This window comes from Pseudomonas sp. SORGH_AS_0199 (assembly GCF_031453735.1).
Classification (GTDB): domain Bacteria; phylum Pseudomonadota; class Gammaproteobacteria; order Pseudomonadales; family Pseudomonadaceae; genus Chryseomonas; species Chryseomonas aestiva.
This window is the reverse complement of sequence record NZ_JAVJAE010000001.1, coordinates 3,302,008-3,326,029: the sequence shown is the minus strand read 5'-3', so window position 1 is coordinate 3,326,029 and position 24,022 is coordinate 3,302,008. Positions and strand designations below refer to the sequence as shown.

Genomic DNA, 24,022 nt, shown 5'->3' with positions numbered 1-24,022 from the left:
GAGTAACGCCATGTCCGCCGTACTGAAGAACGCCAGCCCTCGCGAGCCGATCGGCAGCATCGCCCCGGCGCCCACCGTGATTTCCTTTCGCAACGTCGCCAAGGCCTTTACCGTCAAGGGCGTGGCGAAACAGGCTTCCCACAGCATCAACGTCGACATCCAGCAGGGCCAGGTGGTGACCATCGTCGGTCCTTCCGGTTGCGGCAAGTCGACCCTGCTCAACATGGTGGCCGGCCTGTTCGCCCCCACCGAAGGCCAGGTGCTCTACAGCGGCCAGCCAGTCAAGGGCATCAACGGCCGCACCGGCTACATGACCCAGAGCGATCACCTGCTGCCCTGGCGCGACGTAGTCGGCAACATCGCCGTGCCCTTGGAGATCCGCGGCGTGGGCAAGGCCGAACGCCAGGCACGCATCCGCGAGCTGGTGGCCCTGGTCGGCCTGGAAGGCCACGAAAAGGCCTACCCGAGCCAGCTTTCCGGGGGCATGCGCAAGCGCGCCGCGCTGGCCCGGCTGCTGGCCTACGATCCCGAGACCCTGCTGATGGACGAGCCCTTCGCGGCGCTCGATGCCCAGCTGCGCATGCGCATGCAGACCGAGCTGTTCAAGCTCAGTCGCCAACTCAAGAAGACCGTGCTGTTCGTTACCCATGACCTGGACGAGGCGGTGGCCCTGGGCGATCGCTGCCTGATCTTCTCCGGCCGTCCCGGCACCATCGTGCGCGACGTGACCATCCCCCTGGGCGACGAGCGCAACATCCTGCAGCTGCGCAAGGACCCGCGTTACCACCAGCTCTGCGGTGACCTCTGGGAATTCATCACCCCGAGCCAAGACGCCTGAGCGGCCCACCCCTGGAGAATCCTGCTATGAACATCTTTCTCGGCCGCGTCGCCATCTTTGCCGTCATCCTGCTGTCCTGGCAGTTCGCCTCGGGACCGCTGGTGGATCCCTTCTTCGTCAGCTCGCCCAGCGAGATCGGCGGCCGCTTCGTCGAGCTGGTCGCCAGCGGTCGGCTGTTCGCCCATGGCTGGATCACCGTCGTCGAGACCCTGGCCGGCTTCTTCTGCGGCGCCTGCGCCGGGATCAGCGTCGGCCTGCTGCTGGGTCGCAACGAGACCCTGGCCAAGCTGCTCGATCCCATCCTGATCTCCATCTACAGCCTGCCCAAGGTGGCCCTGGCGCCGCTGTTCATCATGTGGTTCGGCATCGGCATCGAGATGAAGATCATCCTGACCGCCACCATCGTGTTCTTCCTGGTGTTCCTCAACACCTACAGCGGCGTGCGTGCGGTGGAGCGCGAGCAGTTGGAGATCCTGCGGCTGATGGGCGCCAAGGAACATCACCTGATCGGCAAGGTGGTGCTGCCCTCGGCCATCCAGTGGGTGTTCACCGGGCTCAAGCTGTCGGTGCCCTATGCGCTGATCGGCGCCATCGTCGGCGAGATCATGGCGGCCAACCGCGGCCTGGGCTACCTGCTGCAGGACGCCGCCGGCCAGCTGGACACCGCCGGGGTCTTCGCCGCGCTGCTGGCGATCATCTTCCTGGCGCTGCTGCTGCAGGCGGCGGTGCGCAAGCTGGAAACCGCGCTGATGCCCTGGAAGAAGGAACAGGACGCCCGCGAACTCTCGATCTGAATGCTCCCACTACCCAATACAAGAAGAAGAGAGGTCTTTGCCATGTCGTTCAAGCGTCTGTTTTCCGTCCTCGGTCTGAGTGCCGCGCTGCTGGCCGCTACCCCCGCCGTGCAGGCCGATGAAGCGGTCAAGGTGGCCATAGGTACCGAAGGCTTCGTGCACATGCCGCTGTTCGTGGCGCTGGATGCCGGGCTGTTCAAGAAGCATGGGCTGGACGTCAGCCTGGTCAAGTTCAAGGGTGGCGGCGCCGCCGCCTCCGGACTGGTCAGCCGCTCGGTGGAGTTCTGTTCCTGCGCCATCCAGAACGCCATCAACGCCAAGGTGAAGGGCGCCGACGTGACCCTGCTGGGGCGCATGGTCGGCCAGTATGCGAGCAACGTGGTGATCCGCCAGGAGGTGGCCGACCGCCTGGGGCTGAACGCCAACTCCACCGTCGAGCAGCGCCTGGCCGCCTTCAAGGGGCTGCGCCTGGCGGTCAGCGGTACTGGCGGCAGCGCCGACTTCCTGGTGCGCTTCCTCGGCCAGGAAGCCAAGCTGCAGTCGGAGAAGGATTTCACCCTGCTGTACCTGAACAATGGCGGCGCCATGCTGGCCGCCTTCGCCCAGGGCCGCATCGACGGCTTCGCGCTGTCGTCGCCAGCGTCGGACAGCGCGGTGATCGAGCAGAAGGGCTTCACCCTGCTGGACATGTCCGAGGGCCAGGTAAAGGCCCTGGACGGCTATCCTTCCATCGCCCTGAGCGCTCGCCGCGAGTGGTCGCAGGAGCATCCGGACACGGTCAAGGCCTTTCTTGCCGCGCTCAACGACGCCACCCAGCTGATCAGCCAGCATCCGGACGAGGCCGCCAAGGCCGTACGTACCCGCTTCGAGGGCGTCAACGACCAGGTCTATGCCGCCGCCTGGAAGAACAACCGCAAGTCCTTCCCCGCGACGCCCTATCTCACCGATGAGGACGTCCAGCGCGCCATTACCTTCCTGGGTCAGATCCAGAACACCCAGATCCCCGGTACCGCCGCCGACTACCTGACGCAGGTGCGCTGAACCGCACGCTTCCTTCCATCCCCCCTGGTACGCCGCGGGCGGCTAGGGTTCGGTAGAGACCTCCTATGCACAGGCATCATGACAAGCCGATCCTGGCGGCAGGGCTGGGTATTGCCCTGCTGTCGCCCCTCACCTATGCCGACGGCTTCCTCGAAGACAGCAAGGCCACCCTGGAGCTGCGCAACTTCTACATGAATCGCGACTTTCGCGACGGCAGCGGCCAGTCCAAGCGCGAGGAGTGGGGCCAGGGCTTCATCCTCAAGTACGAATCCGGCTTTACCCAGGGCACCCTTGGCTTCGGCCTGGACGCCCTGGGCCTGTTGGGGTTGAAGCTCGATTCGGGCCGTGGCCGCACTGGCACCGGTCTGCTGCCGGTAGACGACGAGGGCCGCGCGCCCGGCGAGTACGCCAAGGCCGGGGCGACCTTCAAGGCGCGTCTCTCCAAGAGTGAGTTGCGGATCGGCACCCTGCTACCGCGCTGGCCGACCCTGGTCACCAACAATGGCCGCCTGCTGCCCCAGACCTTCGAGGGAAGCCAGTTCGAATTCAGGGAGATCAAGGGTCTGACCCTGACCGGCGCCAACATCCAGCGCACGGTCTATCGCGACAGCTCCGGGGCCGATGGCCTTTCGCTGAACAACAAGAATCGCCGTTTCAGCGGTTCCCTGGAGGGGGGTGATTTCAATGTCGTCGGCGCCCTCTACCGCTTCGGCACCACCACCGATGTGAGCGCCCAGTACGCCGTGCTGGAAGATGTCTATCGCCAGCGCTTTCTCGGCCTGACCGACCGCCGCAAGGGCGACTGGGGCGTCTTCCTCACCGAGGTGCGGCTGTTCGACAGCGACGACGAGGGCAGCGCCCGCGGCGGACGCATCGACAACCGCGCCTTCAGCGCCCTGGGTACCTACAAGCGCGCCGGCCATTCCCTGGGCCTGGGCTATCAGAAGATGTCGGGCTCAACGGCCTTTCCCTACGTCAATGGCACCGATCCCTATCTGGTCAACTTCGTCCAGGTGGGCGACTTCGCCGAGACCAATGAGCGTTCCTGGCAGGCACGCTACGACTACGACCTGGGTCGACTGGGTATTCCTGGCCTGAACTTCATGACGCGCTTCGTACGCGGCAGCCAGGCCGAACTGCGCGGAGGCGCGTCCGGCGCCGAACGGGAACTGGATGTGGAGCTGCAATACGTGCTGCAGGGCGGCTCGCTCAAGGGCCTGAACCTGCGTCTGCGCAGCGCCACCTACCGTTCCGATTTCTCGCGGGACGCCAATGACGTCCGCGTCATCGCCAGCTATCCGCTGTCGCTGCTCTGACCCTTCGGGAGACCTCATATGACCACCGTAACCCTGCAACGGATCGACGCCCTGGGCGTCATCACCCTGGACCATCCACCGGTCAATGCCCTGTCCCGCGCGGTGCGTGCGGGGCTCCTGGCACGGCTGCAGGAGGCCCTGGCCGATGACGGGATCCAGACCCTGGTGATCACCTGCGCCGGGCGGACCTTCGTCGCCGGCGCCGACCTCCGCGAATTCGACCTGCCGCTGCAGGAGCCCCATCTGCCGGAGGTGCTGGCGGCCCTCGAAGCCTCGCCGAAGCCGGTGATCGCCGCGCTGCATGGCACGGTATTGGGCGGTGGGCTGGAGTTGGCATTGGCCTGTCATTACCGGGTCGCGGCGACCGCTGCCACCTTCGCCTTGCCGGAAGTCAGCCTGGGCTTGATCCCGGGCGCGGGCGGCACCCAGCGCCTGCCGCGCCTGGTTGGCGCGCCCCTGGCGCTGGACATGATCGTGGGCGGCACGCGCCTGGATGCCAGCGCGGCGCTTGGCGCGGGGCTGATCGATGGTCTGGGCGAGGATGAACCTCTGGCCCTGGCCCAGGGCTTTTTGCGTGATCATCCCTCCTTGTCGCCACGGCCGACGGCGGTCCAGACGGTACCCCCGTTCGACCCCGACGCCTTCGAGGCCCAGGCCCGCGGGCTGCTGCGCAAGTTGCCGGGACAGGAGGCACCGGTGCTGGCGCTGGACGCCTTGCGCGGTGCCTGGCAGCTGCCGCTGTCCGCCGCCCTGCAGCGCGAGCGTGAGCTGTTCGTTGCCCGGCGCGAGTCCGCCCAGGCCCGGGCCCTGCGCCAGGTGTTCTTCGCCGAGCGCGCCCTGGCGGGTCGTAATCGCGCCCTGGCCAAGGCGGCGCCTCCCGTAGCGTTGCGGCAGGTGGCGGTGATCGGCGCGGGGCTGATGGGCAGCGGTATCGCCCTCTGCCTGGCCAACGCCGGCCTGGCCACCGTCCTGATCGATACCCAGCTCCAGGCCTTGGAACGGGGCCGCGCCACTATCGACGGCTATTTCTCCGGAGCCCTGGCCAAGGGCCGCCTGACGGCGGATCAGGCCAGCGCACGCGCCGCCCTGATCCGCTGTGAAGCGACCCTGGACGCGATAGCCGACGCCGATCTGATCATCGAGGCGGTATTCGAGGATCTGGCGGTCAAGCAGGAGGTCTTTCGTCAGCTCGATCGCCTGGCCAAGCCCGGCGCCATCCTGGCCACCAACACCTCCTATCTCGACATCGATGCCATCGCCGGGGTGACCGGCCGGCCCGAGGCGGTGATCGGCATGCACTTCTTCAGTCCGGCCCAGGTGATGAAGCTGCTGGAGGTGGTTCGCACCCGCGCGGTCGCGCCTGCCGTACTGGCCACTGCCCTGCAGCTGGGCGAGCGCCTGGGCAAGACCACGGTGGCGGTGGGCAACTGCCATGGCTTCGTCGGCAATCGCCTGCTGGCGGTGCGCGAACGCGAGGCGACCCTGCTGGTGGAAGAGGGCGCCGCCCCCGAACAGGTCGACCGGGTGCTGCGGGAATTCGGCTTTCCCATGGGCCCCTTCGAGCTGCGCGACCTGGCCGGGATCGACATCGCCTGGCGCAATCGCCAGGGGCGGGGTGAATCCCTCAGCCCTGCCGAGCGGGCCTGCGACCTGATCGAGCAGCTGCACGCCCTCGGCCGTCTTGGCCAGAAGTCCGGCGCCGGCTTCTACCGCTATGAGCCGGGTCAGCGCCAGGGCCAGGCGGATCCCCTGATCGCCGGGTTGCTCGTCGCCCACCGTCAGCGCCGGGGTATCACCCCGCGCAGCCACAGTGATACGGAGATCCTCGAACGCTGCCTGTTCGTGATGATCAACGAGGCAGCCTGGCTGCTGGAGGAGGGCATCGTCGAACAGCCGGTCGACATCGATCTGGTCTGGCTGCACGGCTACGGCTTTCCGCGCTATCGCGGCGGGCTGCTGTACCACGCCGACCAGTGCGGGCTGGAGCGAATCGTCAGCGCCCTGGAAGGCTGGTCCGCCGCCCTGGCCAAGCGCGGGACGCGAATCTCTCCGCGGCTCAGGCAGCTGGCGGCCGAGGGGCGGAGGTTTCTGGACTCCTGAGTCGCGAGGAGCACCCTGAACGACGCTGCATATCCGAGAGCGCCCGGTTCTTTGACCTTTCGTTCGCGGGCACCTAGGGTCAGGCGGGGCGCATTCGTCTGACGATTGCGCTTCTTCGGAATACCAATTCAGGCAATGGGAGTGTCAGATGTCTTTTGCTCGTTCGGCCTTGGCCAACCGCTTTTCCGCTCTAGTGCTTACCGCAGCGACCGCCACCCTGGCGTTGCCCCTGGCCGCCGCGCCGGGCGTCGAGGGTTCCCTGTCTGCCGTCCAGGGCGATGCCCGGGTCACCAAGGCGCTGGACGCGCTGCGCGCCGATGACGGCCGCACCTTCACGGAACAGAAGCATATCGCCCAGATTCCCGCGCCGCCGTTCAAGGAAAAGGTGCGCGCCGATTATTACCTCAAGCGATTCCAGGAGCTGGGTCTCAAGGACGCCAGCATCGCCCCGGAAGGCTATGTGATCGCCACCCGCAAGGGCAGCGGCCAGGGTCCGCAGCTGGTGGTCTCGGCGCACCTGGATACGGTGTTTCCCGAGGGCACCGACCTGACCCTGAAGGAAAAGGACGGCAAGACCTACGGCCCTGGCATCGGCGATGACGCCCGGGGCCTGGCGGCGCTGCTGTCGGTGATCGACGCCCTGAACAAGAGTGGCATCGAGACCGTGGGCGACCTGATCTTCGTCGGTACCGTGGGCGAGGAGGAGCTCGGCAACCTGCGCGGGGTGAAGGCCCTGTTCAAGGATCGCCAGGGCATCGACGGCTTCATATCGGTGGACGGCATCGACGTGCGGCGGATCGTCAATCGCGGCACCGGCAGCCACCGCTACGAGATGACCTTCAAGGGCCCGGGTGGCCACAGCTTCGCCGAATTCGGGCGACCCAGCGCCATCCACGCCATGGGTCGCGCCATCGCCAAGATCGCCGAGGTGCGGCCGCCCAAGGAGCCCAAGACCACCTTTACCGTGGGCACGGTGCAGGGCGGCACCTCGGTCAACGCCATCGCCGGCGAAGCGCGCCTGACCCTGGACATGAGATCCAACGAGGAGGCCGCGCTGCTGGCGGAAGAGAAGGAGATCTTGGCCCTGGTGCAGGACGCGGTGAAGGAGGAGAACAAGCGCTGGGACACCGATCAGATCTCGGTCGACATCAAGCTGATCGGTGACCGTCCGGCCGGTGGCACCGCGGAGGATTCGCCCATGGTACAGACGGCGCAGCGCTCCATCGCCGCCGTGACCAACGGCGCCAAGGTCACCTTGAGCGGTGGCAGCACCGACTCCAACACCGCCATGTCCCTGGGCGTGCCGGCCATGACCATCAGCGGCGGCGGGGAGGGCGGCAGTGCCCACTCGCTGGCGGAGTGGTACAAGCCGGTGGATGCCTACCAGGGGCCGCAGAACGTGCTGCTGACCAGCCTGACCCTGGTCGGCGTCAAGGGCGTCAGCGAGCCGGTGCTGCAGGCCCACGGCAAGTAGCGGCAGGCAGACCCTGGCGTCCGCAACGGACGCCAGGGTACGGAGAGCTAAGCGGCAGCCGGTTTCAATTTCAGGCAGGCCAGGGAGCTGACCAGGATGGCCAGGCCGGACAGCGGATACAGCAGGGTCGAAGGCACAAGCGGGATGAGCACGCCCGCCAGCAGCGGCCCCACGCTGGCACCCACGTCGCGCCACATGGCGTTGGAGGCCAGCGCCGGCAGCCGGGCCTGGCCGGGATGGCGGGTGGCGACCAGGGTCACCACCAGGGGGATCTGCAGGGCGCGCAGGATCAGTACTCCGCCGGCGCCGAGGATCAGCCAGTGGAAGCCGAAGGCGATCAGGAACAGCGCGGTCAGCGTCGAGCAGACCACCAGCATGGGCGCCGCGCCATAGCGATCCGCCGCTCGACCGCCGAGCGGGCTGAGCAGCATGTCGGACACATAGCGCAGCGCCATCAGCAACCCGGCCACCAGCACGGCGTCGCCGCCCAGTACCGCCTGGGAAAAGGCCGACAGGCCAAAGATGAACAGGCCGTCCAGGGTCACGCCCTCGATGAAGGACCAGGTGACGATGCGATCCGGCCAGCGCAGGCGCCGCCCGGGCGCCGGCAATTCGTGACCGGCGCGCGGCAGCCCCAGGGCCAGCAGCAGCCCGATCAGGCAGAGACCGCTGCTCAGCAGCAGCACCGCCCGCGGCCCGTATTGCAGGGTGAGCCAGGCACCCGCGGACAGAGCGAGCATGGGGCCGATGGCGATCAGCGCCCGGGAGGTGCCGGTGCGCCGGGCGGCGCCGGCCGGGTCGGCGGTGGCCAGTACCTGGGTGGACAGGTTGAAGGTGGCGAAACTCAGGCCCCAGGCCAGGCGTAGTCCCAGTAGCGCCCAGAAACCCGAGAGGTTGGCGTTGCCCAGAGCGCAGAGCGCGGCCACCGCGGCGGCCACCACCAGGCTGCGCCGATCCCCGCAGCGGGCATAGAGCTGCACCACATAGCGATAGCCGACGATGCGGATCACCCGGTTGGCGGCCAGCAGGATGCCGGCTTCGATCAGGGTGATGCCGAAGACCGGGGCGTACATGGGCAGGACGAGGTAGAGCAGCACGTCGCTGGGCAGGCAGCAGGCGAGGACGATGGCCGCGCGCCGGGAGGCCTGGTCGACGGACCGGGAAGAGGTCATGCGCGAAAGATTCCTGTGGACGAGGTGACGTCCAGCGCTTCGGTCGGCAGCTGGACAGCGGGTTGCACGGGCGGCATTGCCGGACAGGCGCCTGGCAGAGGCCGTGGCTGCAACGAGACTGTCATTATCTCTTCTTTTGCAAGAGGTGTCCGCCAGGCGAAGCGGCTGAACTAACCCCGGGCGCGCGCAATCCTTTTCAGTGCGTCTTGCGTTGCGCAGTGGCTGCCCGGCCCTGCCACGTCCCGTCTAGAAAAGGAGTCGTCAGTGACCGTAGCTGCCCACCATTACCACCCTGTCCGGCCCGGCCCGCTGCACGCGCTGCTGCTGGCCGGCTCCGTCCCGCTGTTCATCGGCGGCCTGCTCAGCGATATCGCCTACTACCAGACGATGCACATCCAGTGGGCCAACTTTGCCGCCTGGCTGATCGCCGGCGCGCTGTTGCTGTCCGGGCTGGCCCTGCTGTTCGCCCTCGGCAATCTGTTCGGCGCGCGCTTCCGCGGTCGCCGGCCGGCGGCCTATTTCCTCCTGCTGCTGCTGGCCTGGGTACTGGGGCTGGTCAATGCCTTCGAACACGCCAAGGACGCCTGGGCGGTGATGCCCGCCGGGCTGATTCTCTCGGTGGTGGTTTCGGTGCTGAGCCTGGTGGCCGCCTGGATCGCGCTCTCCAATCTGCGTTCGGAGGTGGTTCGATGAGCACTCCAAGAGCCTTGAGCGTCCTTGGTCTGGCCGTGCTGCTGGCCGCCTGCGGCAACGAAGGCGGTGCCGACACCCAGGCGCGCGGACCCGATCCCAAGCTGCCCGAACCCCAGCGCGGCCTCCTGCCGAGCATGAAGATCGCCGAGCCGGCCCCCTGGGGCGATCGCACGCCCACCGTGCCCCAGGGCTACACCATCACCGCCATCGCCACTGACCTGCGCATTCCGCGGCAGATGCTGGTGCTGCCCAATGGCGACATCCTGGTGGCCGAGGGCCGTGGCGGCAACGCGCCCAAGCTGAAGCCCAAGGACGTCATCGCCGGCTACATCAAGGCCCAGGGCAACACCCAGGTGAAGGGTGGCAATCGCCTGACCCTGCTGCGCGATGCCGACGGCGATGGCAAGTACGAACTCAAGACCGTGTTCGCCGAGAATCTCAACGCGCCCTATGGCCTGGCCTTCGCCAATGGCCGGATCTACGTGGCCAACCAGGACGCCCTGGTCAGCTTTCCCTACCAGGACGGCCAGACCCAGGCCAGCGGCGCGCCGGACAAGCTGGTCGATCTGCCGGCGGCGATCAATCACCACTGGACCAAGTCCCTCGCCGCGAGCGCCGATGGTCGCTACCTCTATGTGGGCATCGGCTCCAACAGCAACGTCGGCGAGCGCGGCATGGATGTCGAGGTGGACCGCGCGGTGATCTGGCAGATCGATGCCCAGAGCGGCGCGCACAAGAGCTATGCCACCGGGGTGCGCAATCCCACCGCCCTGGCCATCCAGCCCGACAGCGGCCAGCTGTGGGCGGTGGCCAACGAGCGCGACGAGATCGGCCCGGACCTGGTGCCGGACTACCTGACCTCCATCCGCGAGGGCGGCTTCTATGGCTGGCCCTACAGCTACTGGGGGCAGAACGTCGACACCCGCGCCCAGCCGCAGAATCCGGCCAAGGTGGCCGCGGCCATCAAGCCTGACTACAGCCTGGGTTCTCACGTCGCCGCCCTGGGCGTGACCTTTGCCACCGCGGCGGTGGGCGGTCAGTTCATCAACGGCGTCTTCGTCGGCGAACACGGCAGCTGGAACCGTGACAAGCCGGTGGGCTACCGCGTGGTCTTCGTGCCCTTCCAGCAGGGCCGTCCGGCCGGCGAGCCCATCGACTTCGCCACCGGATTCTTTGGCGACGATGGCAAGACCCGCGGCCGACCGGTCGGGGTGGCGGTGGACCAACGTGGCGGCGTGATCATCGCCGACGACCTGGCCAATACCGTCTGGCGGGTGACGCGCACCCAGTAAGGTGGGTGACGATCCGGTTGCCGTCTTCAGGGACGGCGACCGGTATCAACCCATGCGGTGGTGCAGATCACCCAGCACGATCAAGCTACCCACCACCATCAGCACCAGGATCAGGCTGGTGAACAGCAGCAGATAGAGGTCGTGGCGGTGCGAGCGACCCAGGCTGATATGCAGAAAGCAGCGCAGGTGCACCAGGATCTGCAGCAGCCCCAGGCCGAAGATGACGCCCAGGGTGGTTCCGCGCGGCCAGGTCGGGAACAGCACCAGGCCGATGGGGATCAGGCTCAGAGTCACCGCCAGCACCAGGCCGATCACATAGCTCGCCAGTTCTCGGCGATAGTCGTCACGCTTCATGGCAACAGCCCCTGCAGGTAGACCACCGACAGGATGGCGACCCACACGATATCGAGAAAATGCCAGAACAGCCCCAGGCGCATCAGCCGGGTCTTCACCGGCGTATCCAGGCCGAACACCCTGAGCTGCACCAGCATCACCACCAGCCACAGGCAACCACTGGCGACGTGCACCCCGTGCATGCCCACCAGGGCGAAGAAGGCCGAGAGAAAGGCGCTGCGCTGGGGCAGGGCGCCCTTGTCCGCCATGCCGAGGAAGTCGTGCACTTCCAGGCCGAGGAACACCAGCCCCAGGGCCAGCGTCACCAGCAGCCAGGTCACCAGGGGCCGCAGGCGACCCTCGTGGTACTTCATCGCCAGCGACGCCAGGCCGTAGGTGAAGCTGCTGGCCAGCAGCACCAGGGTCTGGACGGTGACACTGCCGATCTCGAAGACGTCCCGGGCCACCGGTCCCCCGGCGGTGGCGTGCTGCAGCGTCGCATAGATGGCGAACAGCAGCGCGAACACCAGGGCGTCGCTCATCAGGAAGATCCAGAAGCCGAATAGCGAGTATTCGGCCTCGGCGTGGGTTGCGTGGTCGGTGTGACCGACGTTTAGGCCGGCGTGGTTCATATCACGCGAACTCATGGCGCCATCTCCGCCAGGCCACGATTGCCCGGCCCGGTTTCCTCGTCGCGCGTGACGGGGCGGGTCGCGGCGACCTCATCCAGCCAGGCCTCATGCTCGCGCCGAACGTCCGCCGCCGAGATCAGTCGCTCGGTATCGCGCTGGAAGCTGCGGGCGATCACCGCGCCCCAGGCCACCAGCAGCCCCAGTACGGCCATCCAGCCGATGTGCCAGACCAGGCCAAAGGCACAGGCGAAGCCCGCCACACCGACGATGGCCGGTACGGCGCTGTTCCTGGGAAGCACCAGATCGGCATAGGTCCGCGGCCGGTCGTAGGCCAGGCCCTGTTCCTTGAGCCAGGTGAAGGGGTCGCGGTCGTTGATCGGCAGCGGCACGGCGAAGTTGTACTCCGGCGGCGGCGCGGCGACCGCCCATTCCAGGGTCCGGCCGTTCCAGGGATCACCCGCCGGCACCCGCGCACTGTCGCGGCGCCGAATGCTCACCACCAGCTGAATCACCAGGCTGCCCAGGGCGGCCAGCAGCACCACGGCGCCGAGTTCGGCGACCCACAGCAGCGGAGCGAAATCGGGGTTGTGGATGGCCTGGCTGCGTCGCGGCAGACCAGAGACGCCCAGCACATACAGGGGCATGAAGGCGAGGATGAAGCCCAGGCCGAAATTCAGCGCGGCGATGCGGCCCCAGCGCTCGTCGAGGCGAAAGCCAAAGGCCTTGGGAAACCAGAAGTGGTAGCCCGCCAGCATGCCGAACAGCATTCCCGGGATCAGCATGTTGTGGAAGTGGGCGACCAGGTAGACGGTGTTGTGCACCTGGTAGTCCACTGGCGGCGTGGCCAGGGTGATGCCGGTGAGGCCGCCAATCACGAACAGCATGATGAACATCACCGCGTAGATCAGCGGCGTGGTCAGGCGGATGCGACCGCGGAACATGGTCGCCATCCAGTCGTAGATCTTCACCCCGGTGGGAATGCCGATGAGCATGGTGGCGATGCCGAAGGCGGCGTTGATCTTGGGGCTCTGGCCCATGGTGAAGAAGTGGTGCAGCCAGACGGTAAAGGACAACACGGCGATCACCAGGGTGGCCCAGACCAGCGAGTGATAGCCATAGAGACGCTTGGTGGAAAAGGTGGCGAAGACCTCGGAAAAGACCCCGAAGGCCGGCAGGATGAGGATGTACACCTCCGGGTGGCCGAACAGCCAGAACAGGTTGATGTAGTTCATCAGGTTGCCGCCCTGGGTATTGGTGAAAAAGTGGAAGTCCAGGTAGCGGTCCAGGGCCAGCAGCAGGGTAGCCACGGTCAGCGGCGGCATGGCGAAGATCATCAGGATGCTGGTGCATAGCGCCGTCCAGCTGAACAGCGACATATGGAACAGGCGCATCCCCGGCGCCCTTTCCTTGTAGAGGGTGACCGCGAAGTTGAGGCCGGTGAGGGTGCTGCCGAGGGAACTCAGGGTCAGCGCCCAGATCCAGTAGTCGGGGCCGACGCCGGGCTGGTAGTCGATGCCGGTATAGGGCGGGTAGCCGCTCCAGCCACCGGTGGAAAAGCGCCCCAGCACCAGGGACACCATCACCAGGGCGGCACCGGCCACGGTCAGCCAGAGGCTGATGGCGTTGAGCAGGGGAAAGCGCACGTCGCGGGCGCCGATCTGCAGCGGCATGACGAAGTTGATCAGCCCGGTGAGGAAGGGCATGGCGACGAAGAACACCATGATGGTGCCGTGGGTGCTGAACAGCTGGCCGAAGTGTTCCGGCGGCAGGTAGCCCGGCGCATCGATGGCCAGCGCCTGCTGGGTACGCATCATCACGCCTTCCACTACGCCGCGGCTGAACATCACCAGCGCCAGCACCACATACATGATGCCGATGCGCTTGTGGTCCAGGCTGGTGAACCACTCCTGCCAGAGATAGCGCCATTTGCCGAGCCAGGTGATCACCCCGGCCGTAGCGAGGGCGCCGAGGATCACCACGCTGGCGCCGCAGGTGGCGATCAGGCTGTAGAAGGGCAGGGCGTCGTAACCCAGGCGGCCGAACAGCAGGTGCCAGAGGGCCGAGGAATCAGTCATGGGCGGCTCCGGTAAAGGTGGCACAGGTGGGTACCGGGTCCTGGCGATAGCGCGCCAGCACCCAGGCGAACAGGGCAGGTTGGGTCAGGCGCCACTCGGCGGCCTGCTCCAGGGTGCCGGGGCGGGCCAGCACCTGGTAATGGGCGCAGTCCAGGGCTTCGCGGGCCTGACCGACCTGTCGGGTCCAGGCCTGGAAATCCGCCTCCGCCAGCACCCGGATCGGGAAGTGCTGGTCCTGGAAACCTTCGCCGCTGTACTGGGCATTGCGGCCCTCGAACTGACCGGGCGCCGGAACCTGCAGATAGCGCTGGGTCTGCATGCCGGCCATGGCGTAGATCTGGCCGCCCAGGCGCGGCAGCAGCAGGGATTGCATCACCGTATCGCTGGTGAGCCTGAGCTGTACCGGCCGCCCCGCCGGCAAGACCAGCTCATTGACCGTGGCGATGCCCTGTTCGGGATAGAGAAACAGCCACTTCCAGTCCAGGCCGATCACCTGGACCTCCAGCGGCGCCTCGCCGGGCGTCGGCGAGCGATAGGGGTCCAGACTGTGGGTGCGGGTCCAGACCAAGAAGGCCAGCACCGCGACGATCAGCGCCGGTACGCCCCAGGCGAAGACGTCCAGCAGCCAGGAAAACTCCCAGCGTGGCCGGTAGGCGGCGCGCGTGTTGCCGTGGCGATAGCGCCAGACGATCAGCGGGGTGAGCAGGATCACCGGCAGCACCACCACCAGCGCCAGGCCGACGATCCACAGCAGCAGGTCGCGTTCGCCGCTGGCGGCGAGACCGGCCGGGGCGAGAAAGCCGTGCTGCAGCGGCGAACAGCCCGTGAGCGAAGCGGCGAGCACCAGGCCGGCCAGCGCCCGGACGGCTGAGCGGTGCCGCGAGGTGCTCCCCGGACGAGGAGTAGAAGGACGCGATATTCGCGCTAGGGACATGAGCGGACCTGACCGTAACCAGTTGTTGCAGCCAACAGACCGCCCGAGGGGACGCGACGTTCACTGGATACTGGCGCTTGGCCGCTGCTATTCAGGACAGGGGCACGTGCATGGCGCGGACTAGGGCTGTTCGGTCTTCCACTGGCCGAGCAGGATGGCGACGAATTTTTCCGCGGCGGGCGACAACGAGGCCCCGCGGCGCGAGACCAGGCCGAGGGTACGGGTCACTTCCGGATCGGTGAGGGGCACGCTGACCAGGGTCGGGTGGTCGGCGTCCGGCATGGCCAGGCTGGGCATGGCCGAGACGCCGAGGGCCGGCTTCCACCATGCCCAGGGAGGTGGACAGGTGCTGCACCTCGTAGAACCACTTGGGGCGGATGCCGCGCGCGGAGAGGGCATGGTCGAGCAGCACCCGGTTGCCGCTGAGGCGCCCCACGCCGATCAGCCGGTGCTCGACCAGCTCGGCCCAGCTGATCGACGGGCGCCCGGCCAGTTCGTGGTCACGCCGGCAGGCCAGCACGAACTGCTCCTGCACCAGGGGGACGAATTCGATGTCCGGATGCTGGCCGCTGAGCATGTTGATGCCGAAGTCGGCCTCGCCGCGCAGCACGGCCTCCAGGCCGTCGTTGGCGCTGAGGTCCAGCAGCCGGATGCGGATCTTGGGGTATTGCTCGTTGTACTGGCGGATCACCGAGGGCAGGAAGTAGAAGGCCGCGGTGGGGATGCAGGCCAGGGTGACTTGGCCGGTCTGGCGCTCGGCCAGTTCGCGGATGCTGAGGATGGAATCCTCGAAGTCGTCCAACAGGCGGCGCGCCTTGGGCAGGAAATCGCGGCCGACGCTAGTGAGGCCGACGCGACGAGTGGTGCGTTCGAGCAAGGGCGTGCCCAGGCCGTCTTCCAGCTTCTTGATGCGTCGGCTCAGGGCCGGTTGCGACAGGTGCAGGGCGTCGGCGGCCTCATGGAAGCTGCCCAGTTCGGCGATTTTCACGAAAGATCGAATGTCTTGCAGCTCGTAGTCCATGATTGCCCTGCCTCGGAACCTCGGCGTAATTGATTATCCAAGTGGAATAATAACGCTGATATTTGCATTGGATAGATTTATATCCGGCTGCCAATCTTGCCTGCAGAACATCAATAACCGCTATTGATCAACAAGAGTCAGCAGTCATGCAACGTATTCCCTGCGTTCTCATGCGAGGCGGCACCTCCAAGGGTCCCTTCTTCCTTGCCAGCGACCTGCCCAGCGATCCCGTCCAGCGCGACGAGATGCTGATCGACCTCATGGGTGCCGGTCACGAACTGGAAATTGACGGCATTGGTGGCGGCAGCCCCCAGACCAGCAAGGTCGCCATCATCAGCCCGTCCAGCCATCCCGATGCCGACGTGGACTATCTCTTCGTCCAGGTGATGGTCGCCGAGCGCCGCGTCGATACCGCGCCCAACTGCGGCAACATGCTCTGTGCCGTGGGTCCCTTCGCCGTGGAGCAGGGGCTGGTCGCCGCTGAAGACGGCAAGACCCTGGTGCGCATCCGCAACCTCAACACCAACAGCTTCGTCGATTCGCTGGTGCACACGCCGGGCGGCCTGGTGCGCTATGAAGGCGACACCGCCATCGACGGCGTGCCCGGTACCGCCGCGCCGGTGCAGCTGACCTTTCTTGACGCCGTGGGCAGCAAGACCGGCAAGCTGTTTCCCACCGGCCAGGCTACCGATGTCTTCGACGGCGTGCCGGTGACCTGCATCGACATGGCCATGCCGATGATGATCGTCGACGCCCGCCACCTGGGCGTGACCGGCAGCGAGCGGCCGGCCGAGCTGGACGCCAACACGGCGCTGCTGGCGCGGCTGGAAGCCCTGCGTCTGCAGGCGGGTCGGGCCATGGGCCTGGGCGATGTCAGCGGCAAGGTGATCCCCAAGCCGGTACTGGTGTCTGCACCCCAGCACGGCGGCACCCTGCAGGTGCGCTATTTCATGCCGCACAGCTGCCACCGCGCCCTGGCCATCACCGGTTCCATCGGCCTGGCCACCGCCTGCGTCACCGCGGAAACAGTGGTGATGGCTCTGCTCGGCGAGTCGACGCGTGACCTGACCCACGTCCGCCTGGAGCATCCCAGCGGCGGGATCGACGTCGTGCTGTCGCGCGGCGGCGCGGACGGCACTACCATCCAGGCCTCGGTCGTCCGGACCGCGCGCCGCCTGTTCGCCGGCCACGTGTACGCGCCCACCGCGCGGAGGCTTGCCAGCTAAGCGATATCCCCCAACCACCAGCGCATCCGCACAACTTCAATAAACGGTGATGCCCCATGAAACTTGCCAAATCGCTGTACTTCCAGATCCTCTGCGCCGTGGTCCTCGGGGTGCTGGTCGGTCACTTCTGGGCGCAACAGGCCGTCGCGCTCAAGCCCCTGGGTGACGCCTTCATCAAGCTGATCAAGATGATGATCGCCCCCGTGGTGTTCTGCACCATCGTCACCGGCATCGCCGGCATGACCGACAAGAGCACCCTGGGTCGGCTGATGGGCAAGACGCTGCTGCTGTTCCTGGTGCTCACCGTCATCAGCCTGTTCATCGGCCTCGGCGCGGTCTATCTGTTCCAGCCCGGCGTGGGCATGAACATCGATCCCGCGACCCTGAGCACCGCCAGCATCGCCCAGTACACGGCGTCGGCGGCCAAGCTCAGCGTGGTGGACTTCTTCATGCACATCATCCCGGACACCTTCATGGGGGCGTTCAACAAGGGTGAGGTGCTGCCGGTGCTGTTCATCGCCGTGCTCTGCGGCTTCGCGCTGTCCGCCATGGGCGAGCGCGGCCGGCCGGTGCTGGATGTGCTGGAGTCGGCGTCGCAGATGGTCTTCCGCATCTTCGGCTACCTGATGCGCTTCGCGCCGGTGGGTGCCTTTGGCGCCCTGGCCTTTACCGTCGGCCAGTACGGCATCACCTCGCTGGGTTCCCTGGCCAAGCTGATCGCCACCCTCTACATCGCCTGCGCTTTCTTCGTCTTCGTGGTGCTGGGCGCGCTGTGCCGCTCGCGCGGCTTCAGCCTGTGGAAGCTGCTGCGCTACTTCCGCGAGGAATTCCTGGTGGTGCTCGGCACCTCGTCCACCGAGCCGGTGCTGCCGCGCATGCTGCAGAAGCTCGAAGGCCTGGGCTGCAAGAAGGGCGTGGTCGGCCTGGTGCTGCCCACCGGCTACTCCTTCAACCTGGATGGCACCGCCATCTACCTGTCGCTGGCCGCGGTCTTCATCGCCCAGGCCTGCAACATCGACCTCACCATCGGCCAGACCCTGACCATGCTGGCGATCATGCTGCTGTCCTCCAAGGGTGCGGCAGGGGTGACCGGCAGCGGCTTCGTCGCCCTGGCCTCGACCCTCACCGTGATCCATGACATCCCCCTGGCCGGTCTGGCCCTGCTCATCGGCATCGACCGCTTCATGTCCGAGGCCCGCGCCCTGACCAGCCTGGCCAGCAACGCCGTGGCCACGGTGGTGATCGCGCTGGGCGAGGACGCCTGCGATCGCGACAAGCTGATGCGTGCCCTGGCCAGTGGCAAGGCCGAACCCCTGGCGCTGCCCGAGGCTGCCGAGTGGACGGCATCGGACGCCCGTCCCCACGCCTGATCGTTCCAACCCCGCTTCCGCTGCACTCCCACCTCCGCGCCGTCAGCTGGCCGGAGGCGGGGATCGGCTGGCCCGCGTCTGGCCAGACCTACAACAAGAACAAGGGATATGCCTATGCTCGCGCTTCTCGGTCTGATCATGGTGGTGACCTTCACCTACCTGATCATGAGCAAACGTCTGTCGCCCATCGTGGCGCTCACCGTGGTGCCCATCGTCTTCGCCCTCATCGGTGGCTTCGCCCCCACCACCGGCAAGATGATGCTCGACGGCCTGAAGATGGTGGCGCCCTCGGCGGCGCTGCTGCTGTTCGCCATCCTCTTCTTCGGCCTGATGATCGATGCCGGACTGTTCGATCCGCTGATCCGCAAGATCCTCAAGCGCGTCAACGGCGACCCGGTGAAGATCGCCATCGGCACCGCGCTGCTCTCGCTGCTGGTGGCCCTGGACGGCGACGGCACCACCACCTACATGATCACCTGCGCCGCCATGCTGCCGCTGTACAAGCGCATCGGCATGAATCCCATGGTGCTGGCGACCGTCTCCATGCTCTCGCTGAGCATCATGAGCGGCATGAGTCCCTGGGGCGGCCCGGCCACCCGCGCCATCGCCGCGCTGGGGCTGGACGCCACCGCCTACTTCATTCCCATGCTGCCCACGGTGATCGGCGGGGCGGCCTGGGTGGTCTTCACCGCCTTCCTGCTCGGTCGCCGCGAGCGCGCGCGCATCGGCAACGTTGCCCTGGAAAGCGGCGGGGCGGCGGGCGGCAAGTGCTATATCGAGGAGATCCTCGGTGACTCGCCGAACAAGCGCCCCCGCCTGGCCTACGTCAACCTGGTGCTGGTGATCGCGGTGATGACCGCCCTGGTCATGGGCGTGATGCACGCGGCCATCCTGTTCATGATCGGCTTCGTGCTGGCGCTGATGATCAACTACCCGCAGCTGGAGTTGCAGAAGGAGCGCATCCTGGCGCATTCCGGCAACGCCATGACCGTGGTGCTGCTGGTGTTCGCCGCGGGCATCTTCGCCGGCATCTTTTCCGGCACCAAGATGGTCGATGCCCTGGCCCAGACCCTGGTCGACTGGATTCCGCCGGCCTGGGGCCACTGGTTCCCGCTGGTGGTGGCCATCACCAGCATGCCGCTGACCTTCGTGCTGTCCAACGATGCCTACTACTTCGGCGTGGTGCCCATCCTGGCCAATGCCGCCGCGGCCTATGGGATCGATCCGGTGGAGATCGCCCGCGCCTCGGTGCTGGGCCAGCCGGTGCACCTGATGAGTCCGCTGGTGGCCTCGACGCTGCTGCTGGTGGGCATGGTCGACCGCGACATCGGCGATTTCCAGAAGGCCACGGTCAAATGGGCGGTACTGACCTCCCTGGTCATCACCGTACTCGCGCTGGCCACCGGCGCCATTTCCTTCTTCGTCTGACGCCGGCGGCCTGGCCCTTATTGCTGGGCGGGGATGGGCTTGAGACCGCTGTCCTGGATGGCCTTGGCGGCGTCCTTCGAGGCCAGGTACTGCAGCAGGGCGCGGGCCGCATCCGGGTGCGTGCTCTTGCTGACCACGGCGCCGGAATAGAGGGTCATCTTCTGCGCCTGGTCGGGGATCAGGCCGACAATGTCGATGCCCTGCACCGGCTTCAACTCGCTCAGTTGCTGGAAGCCCAGCTGTGCGTCACCGCGGGCGACGACTTCGCCCACCGGCTCGGCGGGGATCATGCGCGCCTTGGCCTTGAAGGCATCGCTCAGCTGCATGCGTGGGAACAGGATGTGCGACAGGTAGACGCCGCTGGCGCTGTCGGAATAGGCCACCGACTGGGCGTTCTCCAGGCTCTGCTTGAAGGCGTCCATGGTGGAGATGTCCGGCTTGGGCGCGCCCTTGCGCACCGCCAGGGCGATGAACGACTGGCCCAGGTCGACGCGGCTGTCCTTGAGCGCCTGGCCGTTGGCGACCAGCTTGTCCAGCGCCGAACCCACCATCAGCACCACGTCGGCCGGCTCGTTGCGGGCCAGGCGCTGGGGGATGGCCTGGGGCGTGTCGCCCATGGACGGCGCGGCGGCGATGTCCAGTTTCACGCCGGTGGCCTTTTCATAGGCCGGGGCGACTTCGCGGATGGCGCCCATGATGCCGCCCGAGCTCAGCACCGTGAGGGTGGTGACGGGTTGCGCGGCCAGCAGCGGCGTGGACGCCAGCAGCAGGGCGCCAAGGGCGAGGGTGGGCAGACGTCGAAACATGGTGAGGCCTCCAGGGTGAAAAGACCGACGATAGACCGCGGGCAGGGCGGAAGCGCGTTAGTCCGAATGAAGAAAAATTTAATTTACCGGCCTGGGCGTTTTCCCTAGGGTGTCCGGTCCGCCAGACCGGGCGCCAGATCCAGAGGCCATCATGACCCAGGCTTTGGTCATCGAAGACGACGAGGTGACCGCCCACGCCATCGCCAGCGAATTGCAGGCGCAAGACTATCAGGTACGCTGGGAACGCACCGGCCGCGACGGCCTGGCCGCGGCCATCGCCGGCGGCCACGACATCATCACCCTCGACCGCATGCTGCCGGACTTCGATGGCCTGACCATCGTCAGCACCCTGCGCGGCCTCGGCATCGCCACCCCGGTGCTGATGCTCAGCGCCCTGTCCGATGTCGACGAGCGCGTTCGCGGCCTGAGATGCGGCGGAGACGACTACCTGACCAAGCCCTTTTTCCCTGGTGGAGATGATGGCCCGCCTGGAGGCGCTGCTCAGGCGGCCGGTCGCCCAGTCCGCCAGCCACCAGTTGCGGGTGGGCGAGCTGACCCTGGACCTGATCGACAACACCCTGACCCGTGCCGGCGAGGCCATCGCCCTGCTACCCACCGAATTCAAGATCCTCACCTACCTGATGCGCAACGCCGGGCAACTGGTCACCCGCACCATGCTCTTCGAGCAGGTCTGGGGCTATCACTTCGATCCGGGCACCAACATCATCGACGTGCACATGGGGCGGCTCAGACGCAAGATCGAACGGGCGGGGCGGCCGCTGGTGCATACCGTCCGTGGAGCCGGCTATGTCCTCGTCGTCCCGGACTAGGCGCTGGCGCTCGGGCAGCAGCCGTCTGCTGGCGCTCTATGCGCTGCTCTTCGTGGCCTGGGGTGCGGTCTTCACCGGGGTGCTCTACTGGCAGATCTCCGGCTACCTGGGCGCCGTGGCGGAGCGCACCCTGCTGCAGCGGGCGCACTACTACGGCAAGGTGGCCGACGCCGACCTGCTGGGGGAGTTGCAGGCCAGCGAGGTCTATTCCATGCCCGGCATCGACGCCTACGGCCTGTTCGAGGCCGATGGCCGCTATGTCGCCGGCAACCTGGTCAAACTGCTGCGCAACCTGCCGGACGACGGTCGGGTGCACTACCTGCAGCGCGGCCTCAGGACCACCGACGCCCTGGACGAGACCCGCAGCAGCCACGCCTTTCTGCAGCGCCGCGCGGACGGCCGCATCCTGGTGCTGGCCCGCGATGGCGGTTCCATTTCGGCGGTGGGCGGCATCATCGGCCAGGCGCTGTTCTGGGGACTGTCGCTGACCCTGATTCCCGGGCTGGTCGGCTGGCACCTGCTGCGGCGGCGACCGCTGCGACGGGTGGAACGGCTGCAGCGCAGCCTGGAGCGGATCGTCGCCGGTCACCTGGAAGAACGGCTGCCGTTGTCGCCGCGGCATGACGAGCTGGACATGCTGGCCGATGCGGTCAACACCACCCTGGCGCAGCTCGAGCGCTCGATGCACGAGGTGAAGGGGGTTTGCGACGGCATCGCCCATGACCTGCGCACCCCGCTGACGCGGCTGCGGGCGCGCCTGCATCAGCTGCAGCAGCTGCCGCTGGCCGAACCCCAGGCCGATAGCCTTGGCGAGGCGCTCGCCGAGACCGAGGCCATCATGTCGCGCTTCCAGGGCCTGCTGCGCATCTCCGAGCTGGAGGACACCCGACGGCGCATGGCCTTCGCGCCCCTGGACCTGGCCGCGCTGCTGCGCCAGGCCCATGACTTCTACGAGCCCCTGGCCCAGGAAAAGGCCCAGACCCTGAGCCTGGAACTGGGTGAGGCGTTGCCAGAGGTGCAGGGCGACGCCGAGTTGCTGTTCGAGGCGCTGGTCAATCTGCTCGACAACGCCCTCAAGTTCGCCCCCGCGGGGGGACGGGTGCGGCTGGTGGCGCGCGGCGTCGGCCTGGCGGTGCGCATCGAGGTGATCGACGACGGCCCCGGCATTCCCGAAGCCGAGCGCGAGAGTGTGCTGCGGCGGCTCTATCGCGGCGATGCCAGTCGCCAGCAGCCCGGCTACGGTCTGGGCCTGTCCCTGGTGGCGGCCATCGTCCGCCTGCATGGTTTCAGCCTGAACATCGAGACGGCCGAGCCGCTGGGCGCCCGGGTGGTCATCACCAGCGCCGGCTGAGGCGCGGCTTCCTAAATTTTTCTTCACTTTCCTTCATTTGAGACCGGGGCAGGGCTCTCCCAGGATGGCGGGCCCCACTGCCATACCGGATCTGCCGCTCGTGAAACACCCCTTGCTCTGCCTCGGTCTCGCCGCCCTGGGTCTCGCCTGGCTCGGCCAGGTCGAGGCTGCACCCGCCGCTGCGCCCGCCGCCAATGTGCTCATTCCCTCGCCGCCCCAGCTCTCGGCCAAGGCCTGGGTGCTGATGGATGCCACCACCGGCCAGGTGATCGCCGAGGAAGGTTCCCACGAGCACCTGCCGCCGGCCAGCCTGACCAAGCTGATGACCGTCTATGTGGCGACCCGTGACATCCAGGCCGGCCAGCTCAAGGCCGACGACAAGGTCACCGTCAGCGAGCACGCCTGGCGCACCGAGGGCTCGCGGATGTTTCTCGATCCGCGCACCCCGGTGGCGGTGCACGATCTGCTACAGGGCATCGTCATCGATTCGGGCAACGACGCCAGCGTGGCCCTGGCCGAGCACATCGCCGGCAGCAACGAGAGCTTCGCCAGCCTGATGAACGCCACGGCCCAGCGCCTCGGCCTGCACGACAGCCACTTCATGAATCCCACCGGACTGCCCGATCCCGAGCACTTCTCCTCGCCCTACGACATGGCGCTGCTGGCCCGCGCCATCATCCAGGACGAATCGGCCTACTATGAGCTCTATGCGAAGAAGTACTTCACCTGGAACGGCATCCGCCAACCCAATCGCAATCTGCTGCTCTGGCGCGATCACACCGTGGACGGCCTCAAGACCGGGCATACCGAGGCGGCCGGCTACTGCATGGTGACCTCGGCGTTGCGCGACGGACGCCGGCTGATCACCGCGGTGTTCGGCTCCAACTCCATCAACAACCGCGCCGCGGACACCCAGAAGCTGCTGACCTATGGCTACCGCTTCTTCGACAACCTGACCTTCGACAAGGCCGGCGTTGCCCTGGGCACCCCGGCGGTTTGGGAAGGCGCGCAGTCGACGTTGCCGGTGGGCGTGACCCAGGACGTAGTGCTGACCCGCCCCAAGGGTCAGCAACCGCCCGAGCGCCGTCTGGTGCTGGACGAGCCGCTGGTGGCGCCCATCGCCCAGGGCGCCGTGGTCGGCCGCCTGGAGCTGCTGGAGGGTGACCGCATTCTGCAGACCCGCCCGCTGGTGGCCCTGGAGGCGGTAGAGCAGGGCGGCTGGTGGTCGCGCTGGCCGCAGCACCTCTACCGCCTGGTGCTGCACTGGTTCGGCCGGATCTGACCCGCGGGGGCGGA

19 protein-coding genes and 2 pseudogenes are annotated in these 24,022 nt (G+C 67.1%); 14 read left to right on the top strand and 7 right to left on the bottom strand.

The window, feature by feature from the left end:
- The first annotated feature begins 10 nt into the window (after window positions 1–10).
- The 6 genes from QE444_RS15645 (at window position 11) to QE444_RS15620 (ending at window position 7,563) form a co-directional block, all read left to right on the top strand.
- On the top strand, window positions 11–838 hold the full coding sequence (locus QE444_RS15645; RefSeq protein WP_280307673.1) for an ABC transporter ATP-binding protein: 828 nt from the start codon (window positions 11–13) through the stop codon (window positions 836–838).
- 26 nt (window positions 839–864) lie between these two features.
- The gene (locus QE444_RS15640; protein WP_017641233.1) at window positions 865–1,632 is read left to right on the top strand and encodes an ABC transporter permease; all 768 of its coding nucleotides are present in this window, start codon (window positions 865–867) and stop codon (window positions 1,630–1,632) included.
- A gap of 42 nt (window positions 1,633–1,674) precedes the next feature.
- Window positions 1,675–2,673 (top strand): ABC transporter substrate-binding protein, encoded by a 999-nt coding sequence (locus QE444_RS15635; protein ID WP_273862087.1) that lies wholly within the window; start codon window positions 1,675–1,677, stop codon window positions 2,671–2,673.
- A gap of 65 nt (window positions 2,674–2,738) precedes the next feature.
- Window positions 2,739–3,989: an OprD family porin gene (locus tag QE444_RS15630; RefSeq protein WP_309739667.1), complete on the top strand. Its 1,251-nt coding sequence runs from the start codon at window positions 2,739–2,741 to the stop codon at window positions 3,987–3,989.
- A gap of 18 nt (window positions 3,990–4,007) precedes the next feature.
- Window positions 4,008–6,089: a 3-hydroxyacyl-CoA dehydrogenase NAD-binding domain-containing protein gene (locus tag QE444_RS15625; protein WP_309739664.1), complete on the top strand. Its 2,082-nt coding sequence runs from the start codon at window positions 4,008–4,010 to the stop codon at window positions 6,087–6,089.
- A gap of 148 nt (window positions 6,090–6,237) precedes the next feature.
- A complete protein-coding gene (locus QE444_RS15620; RefSeq protein ID WP_280307659.1) occupies window positions 6,238–7,563 on the top strand; it encodes a M20/M25/M40 family metallo-hydrolase in 1,326 nt (441 codons plus the stop codon).
- A gap of 47 nt (window positions 7,564–7,610) precedes the next feature.
- Here the strand turns inward: QE444_RS15620 and QE444_RS15615 are convergent, their stop codons facing one another.
- Window positions 7,611–8,735, bottom strand: coding sequence for an MFS transporter (locus QE444_RS15615; RefSeq protein ID WP_133860764.1), 1,125 nt, complete (start codon window positions 8,733–8,735; stop codon window positions 7,611–7,613).
- Between the two features lie 264 nt (window positions 8,736–8,999).
- Here QE444_RS15615 and QE444_RS15610 point away from each other — a divergent pair, with 264 nt between their 5' ends.
- Both QE444_RS15610 and QE444_RS15605 read left to right on the top strand, forming a co-directional pair.
- On the top strand, window positions 9,000–9,428 hold the full coding sequence (locus QE444_RS15610) for a DUF2231 domain-containing protein (RefSeq protein ID WP_077172686.1): 429 nt from the start codon (window positions 9,000–9,002) through the stop codon (window positions 9,426–9,428).
- Entirely contained in the window at window positions 9,425–10,720 is a 1,296-nt protein-coding gene (locus QE444_RS15605; RefSeq protein ID WP_273862082.1) for a sorbosone dehydrogenase family protein, read from the top strand. The genes QE444_RS15610 and QE444_RS15605 overlap by 4 nt, the downstream gene beginning before the upstream one ends.
- A 45-nt stretch (window positions 10,721–10,765) precedes the next feature.
- Here the strand turns inward: QE444_RS15605 and QE444_RS15600 are convergent, their stop codons facing one another.
- The 5 genes and pseudogenes from QE444_RS15600 to QE444_RS15580 form a co-directional block, all read right to left on the bottom strand.
- Entirely contained in the window at window positions 10,766–11,074 is a 309-nt protein-coding gene (locus tag QE444_RS15600) for a cytochrome o ubiquinol/quinol oxidase subunit IV (RefSeq protein WP_064309514.1), read from the bottom strand.
- The gene (locus QE444_RS15595; RefSeq protein WP_187979461.1) at window positions 11,071–11,700 is read right to left on the bottom strand and encodes a cytochrome c oxidase subunit 3; all 630 of its coding nucleotides are present in this window, start codon (window positions 11,698–11,700) and stop codon (window positions 11,071–11,073) included. The genes QE444_RS15600 and QE444_RS15595 overlap by 4 nt, the downstream gene beginning before the upstream one ends.
- Window positions 11,697–13,760, bottom strand: a complete 2,064-nt coding sequence (locus tag QE444_RS15590; RefSeq protein ID WP_273862081.1) for a cbb3-type cytochrome c oxidase subunit I — start codon at window positions 13,758–13,760, stop codon at window positions 11,697–11,699. Before QE444_RS15590 ends, QE444_RS15595 begins: the two co-directional genes overlap by 4 nt.
- Complete coding sequence (locus QE444_RS15585; RefSeq protein ID WP_252977132.1) at window positions 13,753–14,604, bottom strand: ubiquinol oxidase subunit II; 852 nt, start codon at window positions 14,602–14,604, stop codon at window positions 13,753–13,755. Before QE444_RS15585 ends, QE444_RS15590 begins: the two co-directional genes overlap by 8 nt.
- 210 nt (window positions 14,605–14,814) lie before the next feature.
- A pseudogene (locus tag QE444_RS15580) lies at window positions 14,815–15,715 on the bottom strand (LysR family transcriptional regulator).
- A 146-nt stretch (window positions 15,716–15,861) separates the two neighbouring features.
- Between QE444_RS15580 and QE444_RS15575 the strand changes: the two are divergent.
- From QE444_RS15575 to QE444_RS15565, 3 genes are all read left to right on the top strand, one after another.
- Window positions 15,862–16,941: a 4-oxalomesaconate tautomerase gene (locus tag QE444_RS15575; protein ID WP_133860757.1), complete on the top strand. Its 1,080-nt coding sequence runs from the start codon at window positions 15,862–15,864 to the stop codon at window positions 16,939–16,941.
- 56 nt (window positions 16,942–16,997) lie between these two features.
- A complete protein-coding gene (gene dctA, locus QE444_RS15570; RefSeq protein ID WP_187979458.1) occupies window positions 16,998–18,311 on the top strand; it encodes a C4-dicarboxylate transporter DctA in 1,314 nt (437 codons plus the stop codon).
- Window positions 18,312–18,425: 114 nt separating this feature from the next.
- Entirely contained in the window at window positions 18,426–19,739 is a 1,314-nt protein-coding gene (locus tag QE444_RS15565) for a CitMHS family transporter (protein WP_133860755.1), read from the top strand.
- Window positions 19,740–19,756: 17 nt separating this feature from the next.
- Here QE444_RS15565 and QE444_RS15560 read toward each other — a convergent pair whose 3' ends face one another.
- On the bottom strand, window positions 19,757–20,545 hold the full coding sequence (locus tag QE444_RS15560; protein WP_133860754.1) for an extracellular solute-binding protein: 789 nt from the start codon (window positions 20,543–20,545) through the stop codon (window positions 19,757–19,759).
- Between the two features lie 151 nt (window positions 20,546–20,696).
- On the opposite strand from QE444_RS15560, the pseudogene QE444_RS15555 reads away from it, so the two are divergent.
- The 3 genes and pseudogenes from QE444_RS15555 (at window position 20,697) to QE444_RS15545 (ending at window position 24,008) form a co-directional block, all read left to right on the top strand.
- Window positions 20,697–21,375, top strand: a pseudogene (locus QE444_RS15555) (response regulator transcription factor).
- A complete protein-coding gene (locus QE444_RS15550; RefSeq protein ID WP_280307639.1) occupies window positions 21,353–22,726 on the top strand; it encodes a HAMP domain-containing sensor histidine kinase in 1,374 nt (457 codons plus the stop codon). Before QE444_RS15555 ends, QE444_RS15550 begins: the two are co-directional and overlap by 23 nt.
- 112 nt (window positions 22,727–22,838) lie before the next feature.
- A complete protein-coding gene (locus tag QE444_RS15545) occupies window positions 22,839–24,008 on the top strand; it encodes a D-alanyl-D-alanine carboxypeptidase family protein (protein WP_309742007.1) in 1,170 nt (389 codons plus the stop codon).
- Window positions 24,009–24,022: the final 14 nt, after the last annotated feature.

Excerpts from the sequence above, each read along its gene's own strand:
- QE444_RS15600 (WP_064309514.1), bottom strand. The coding sequence starts at position 11,074 with ATGAAGCGTGACGACTATCGCCGAGAACTGGCGAGCTATGTGATCGGC.
- QE444_RS15605 (WP_273862082.1), top strand. The coding sequence starts at position 9,425 with ATGAGCACTCCAAGAGCCTTGAGCGTCCTTGGTCTGGCCGTGCTGCTG.
- QE444_RS15550 (WP_280307639.1), top strand. The coding sequence starts at position 21,353 with ATGTCCTCGTCGTCCCGGACTAGGCGCTGGCGCTCGGGCAGCAGCCGT.
- QE444_RS15625 (WP_309739664.1), top strand. The coding sequence starts at position 4,008 with ATGACCACCGTAACCCTGCAACGGATCGACGCCCTGGGCGTCATCACC.
- QE444_RS15630 (WP_309739667.1), top strand. The coding sequence starts at position 2,739 with ATGCACAGGCATCATGACAAGCCGATCCTGGCGGCAGGGCTGGGTATT.
- dctA (WP_187979458.1), top strand. The coding sequence starts at position 16,998 with ATGAAACTTGCCAAATCGCTGTACTTCCAGATCCTCTGCGCCGTGGTC.
- QE444_RS15575 (WP_133860757.1), top strand. The coding sequence starts at position 15,862 with ATGCAACGTATTCCCTGCGTTCTCATGCGAGGCGGCACCTCCAAGGGT.
- QE444_RS15595 (WP_187979461.1), bottom strand. The coding sequence starts at position 11,700 with ATGAGTTCGCGTGATATGAACCACGCCGGCCTAAACGTCGGTCACACC.
- QE444_RS15635 (WP_273862087.1), top strand. The coding sequence starts at position 1,675 with ATGTCGTTCAAGCGTCTGTTTTCCGTCCTCGGTCTGAGTGCCGCGCTG.
- QE444_RS15615 (WP_133860764.1), bottom strand. The coding sequence starts at position 8,735 with ATGACCTCTTCCCGGTCCGTCGACCAGGCCTCCCGGCGCGCGGCCATC.
- QE444_RS15640 (WP_017641233.1), top strand. The coding sequence starts at position 865 with ATGAACATCTTTCTCGGCCGCGTCGCCATCTTTGCCGTCATCCTGCTG.
- QE444_RS15645 (WP_280307673.1), top strand. The coding sequence starts at position 11 with ATGTCCGCCGTACTGAAGAACGCCAGCCCTCGCGAGCCGATCGGCAGC.
- QE444_RS15620 (WP_280307659.1), top strand. The coding sequence starts at position 6,238 with ATGTCTTTTGCTCGTTCGGCCTTGGCCAACCGCTTTTCCGCTCTAGTG.
- QE444_RS15565 (WP_133860755.1), top strand. The coding sequence starts at position 18,426 with ATGCTCGCGCTTCTCGGTCTGATCATGGTGGTGACCTTCACCTACCTG.
- QE444_RS15590 (WP_273862081.1), bottom strand. The coding sequence starts at position 13,760 with ATGACTGATTCCTCGGCCCTCTGGCACCTGCTGTTCGGCCGCCTGGGT.
- QE444_RS15560 (WP_133860754.1), bottom strand. The coding sequence starts at position 20,545 with ATGTTTCGACGTCTGCCCACCCTCGCCCTTGGCGCCCTGCTGCTGGCG.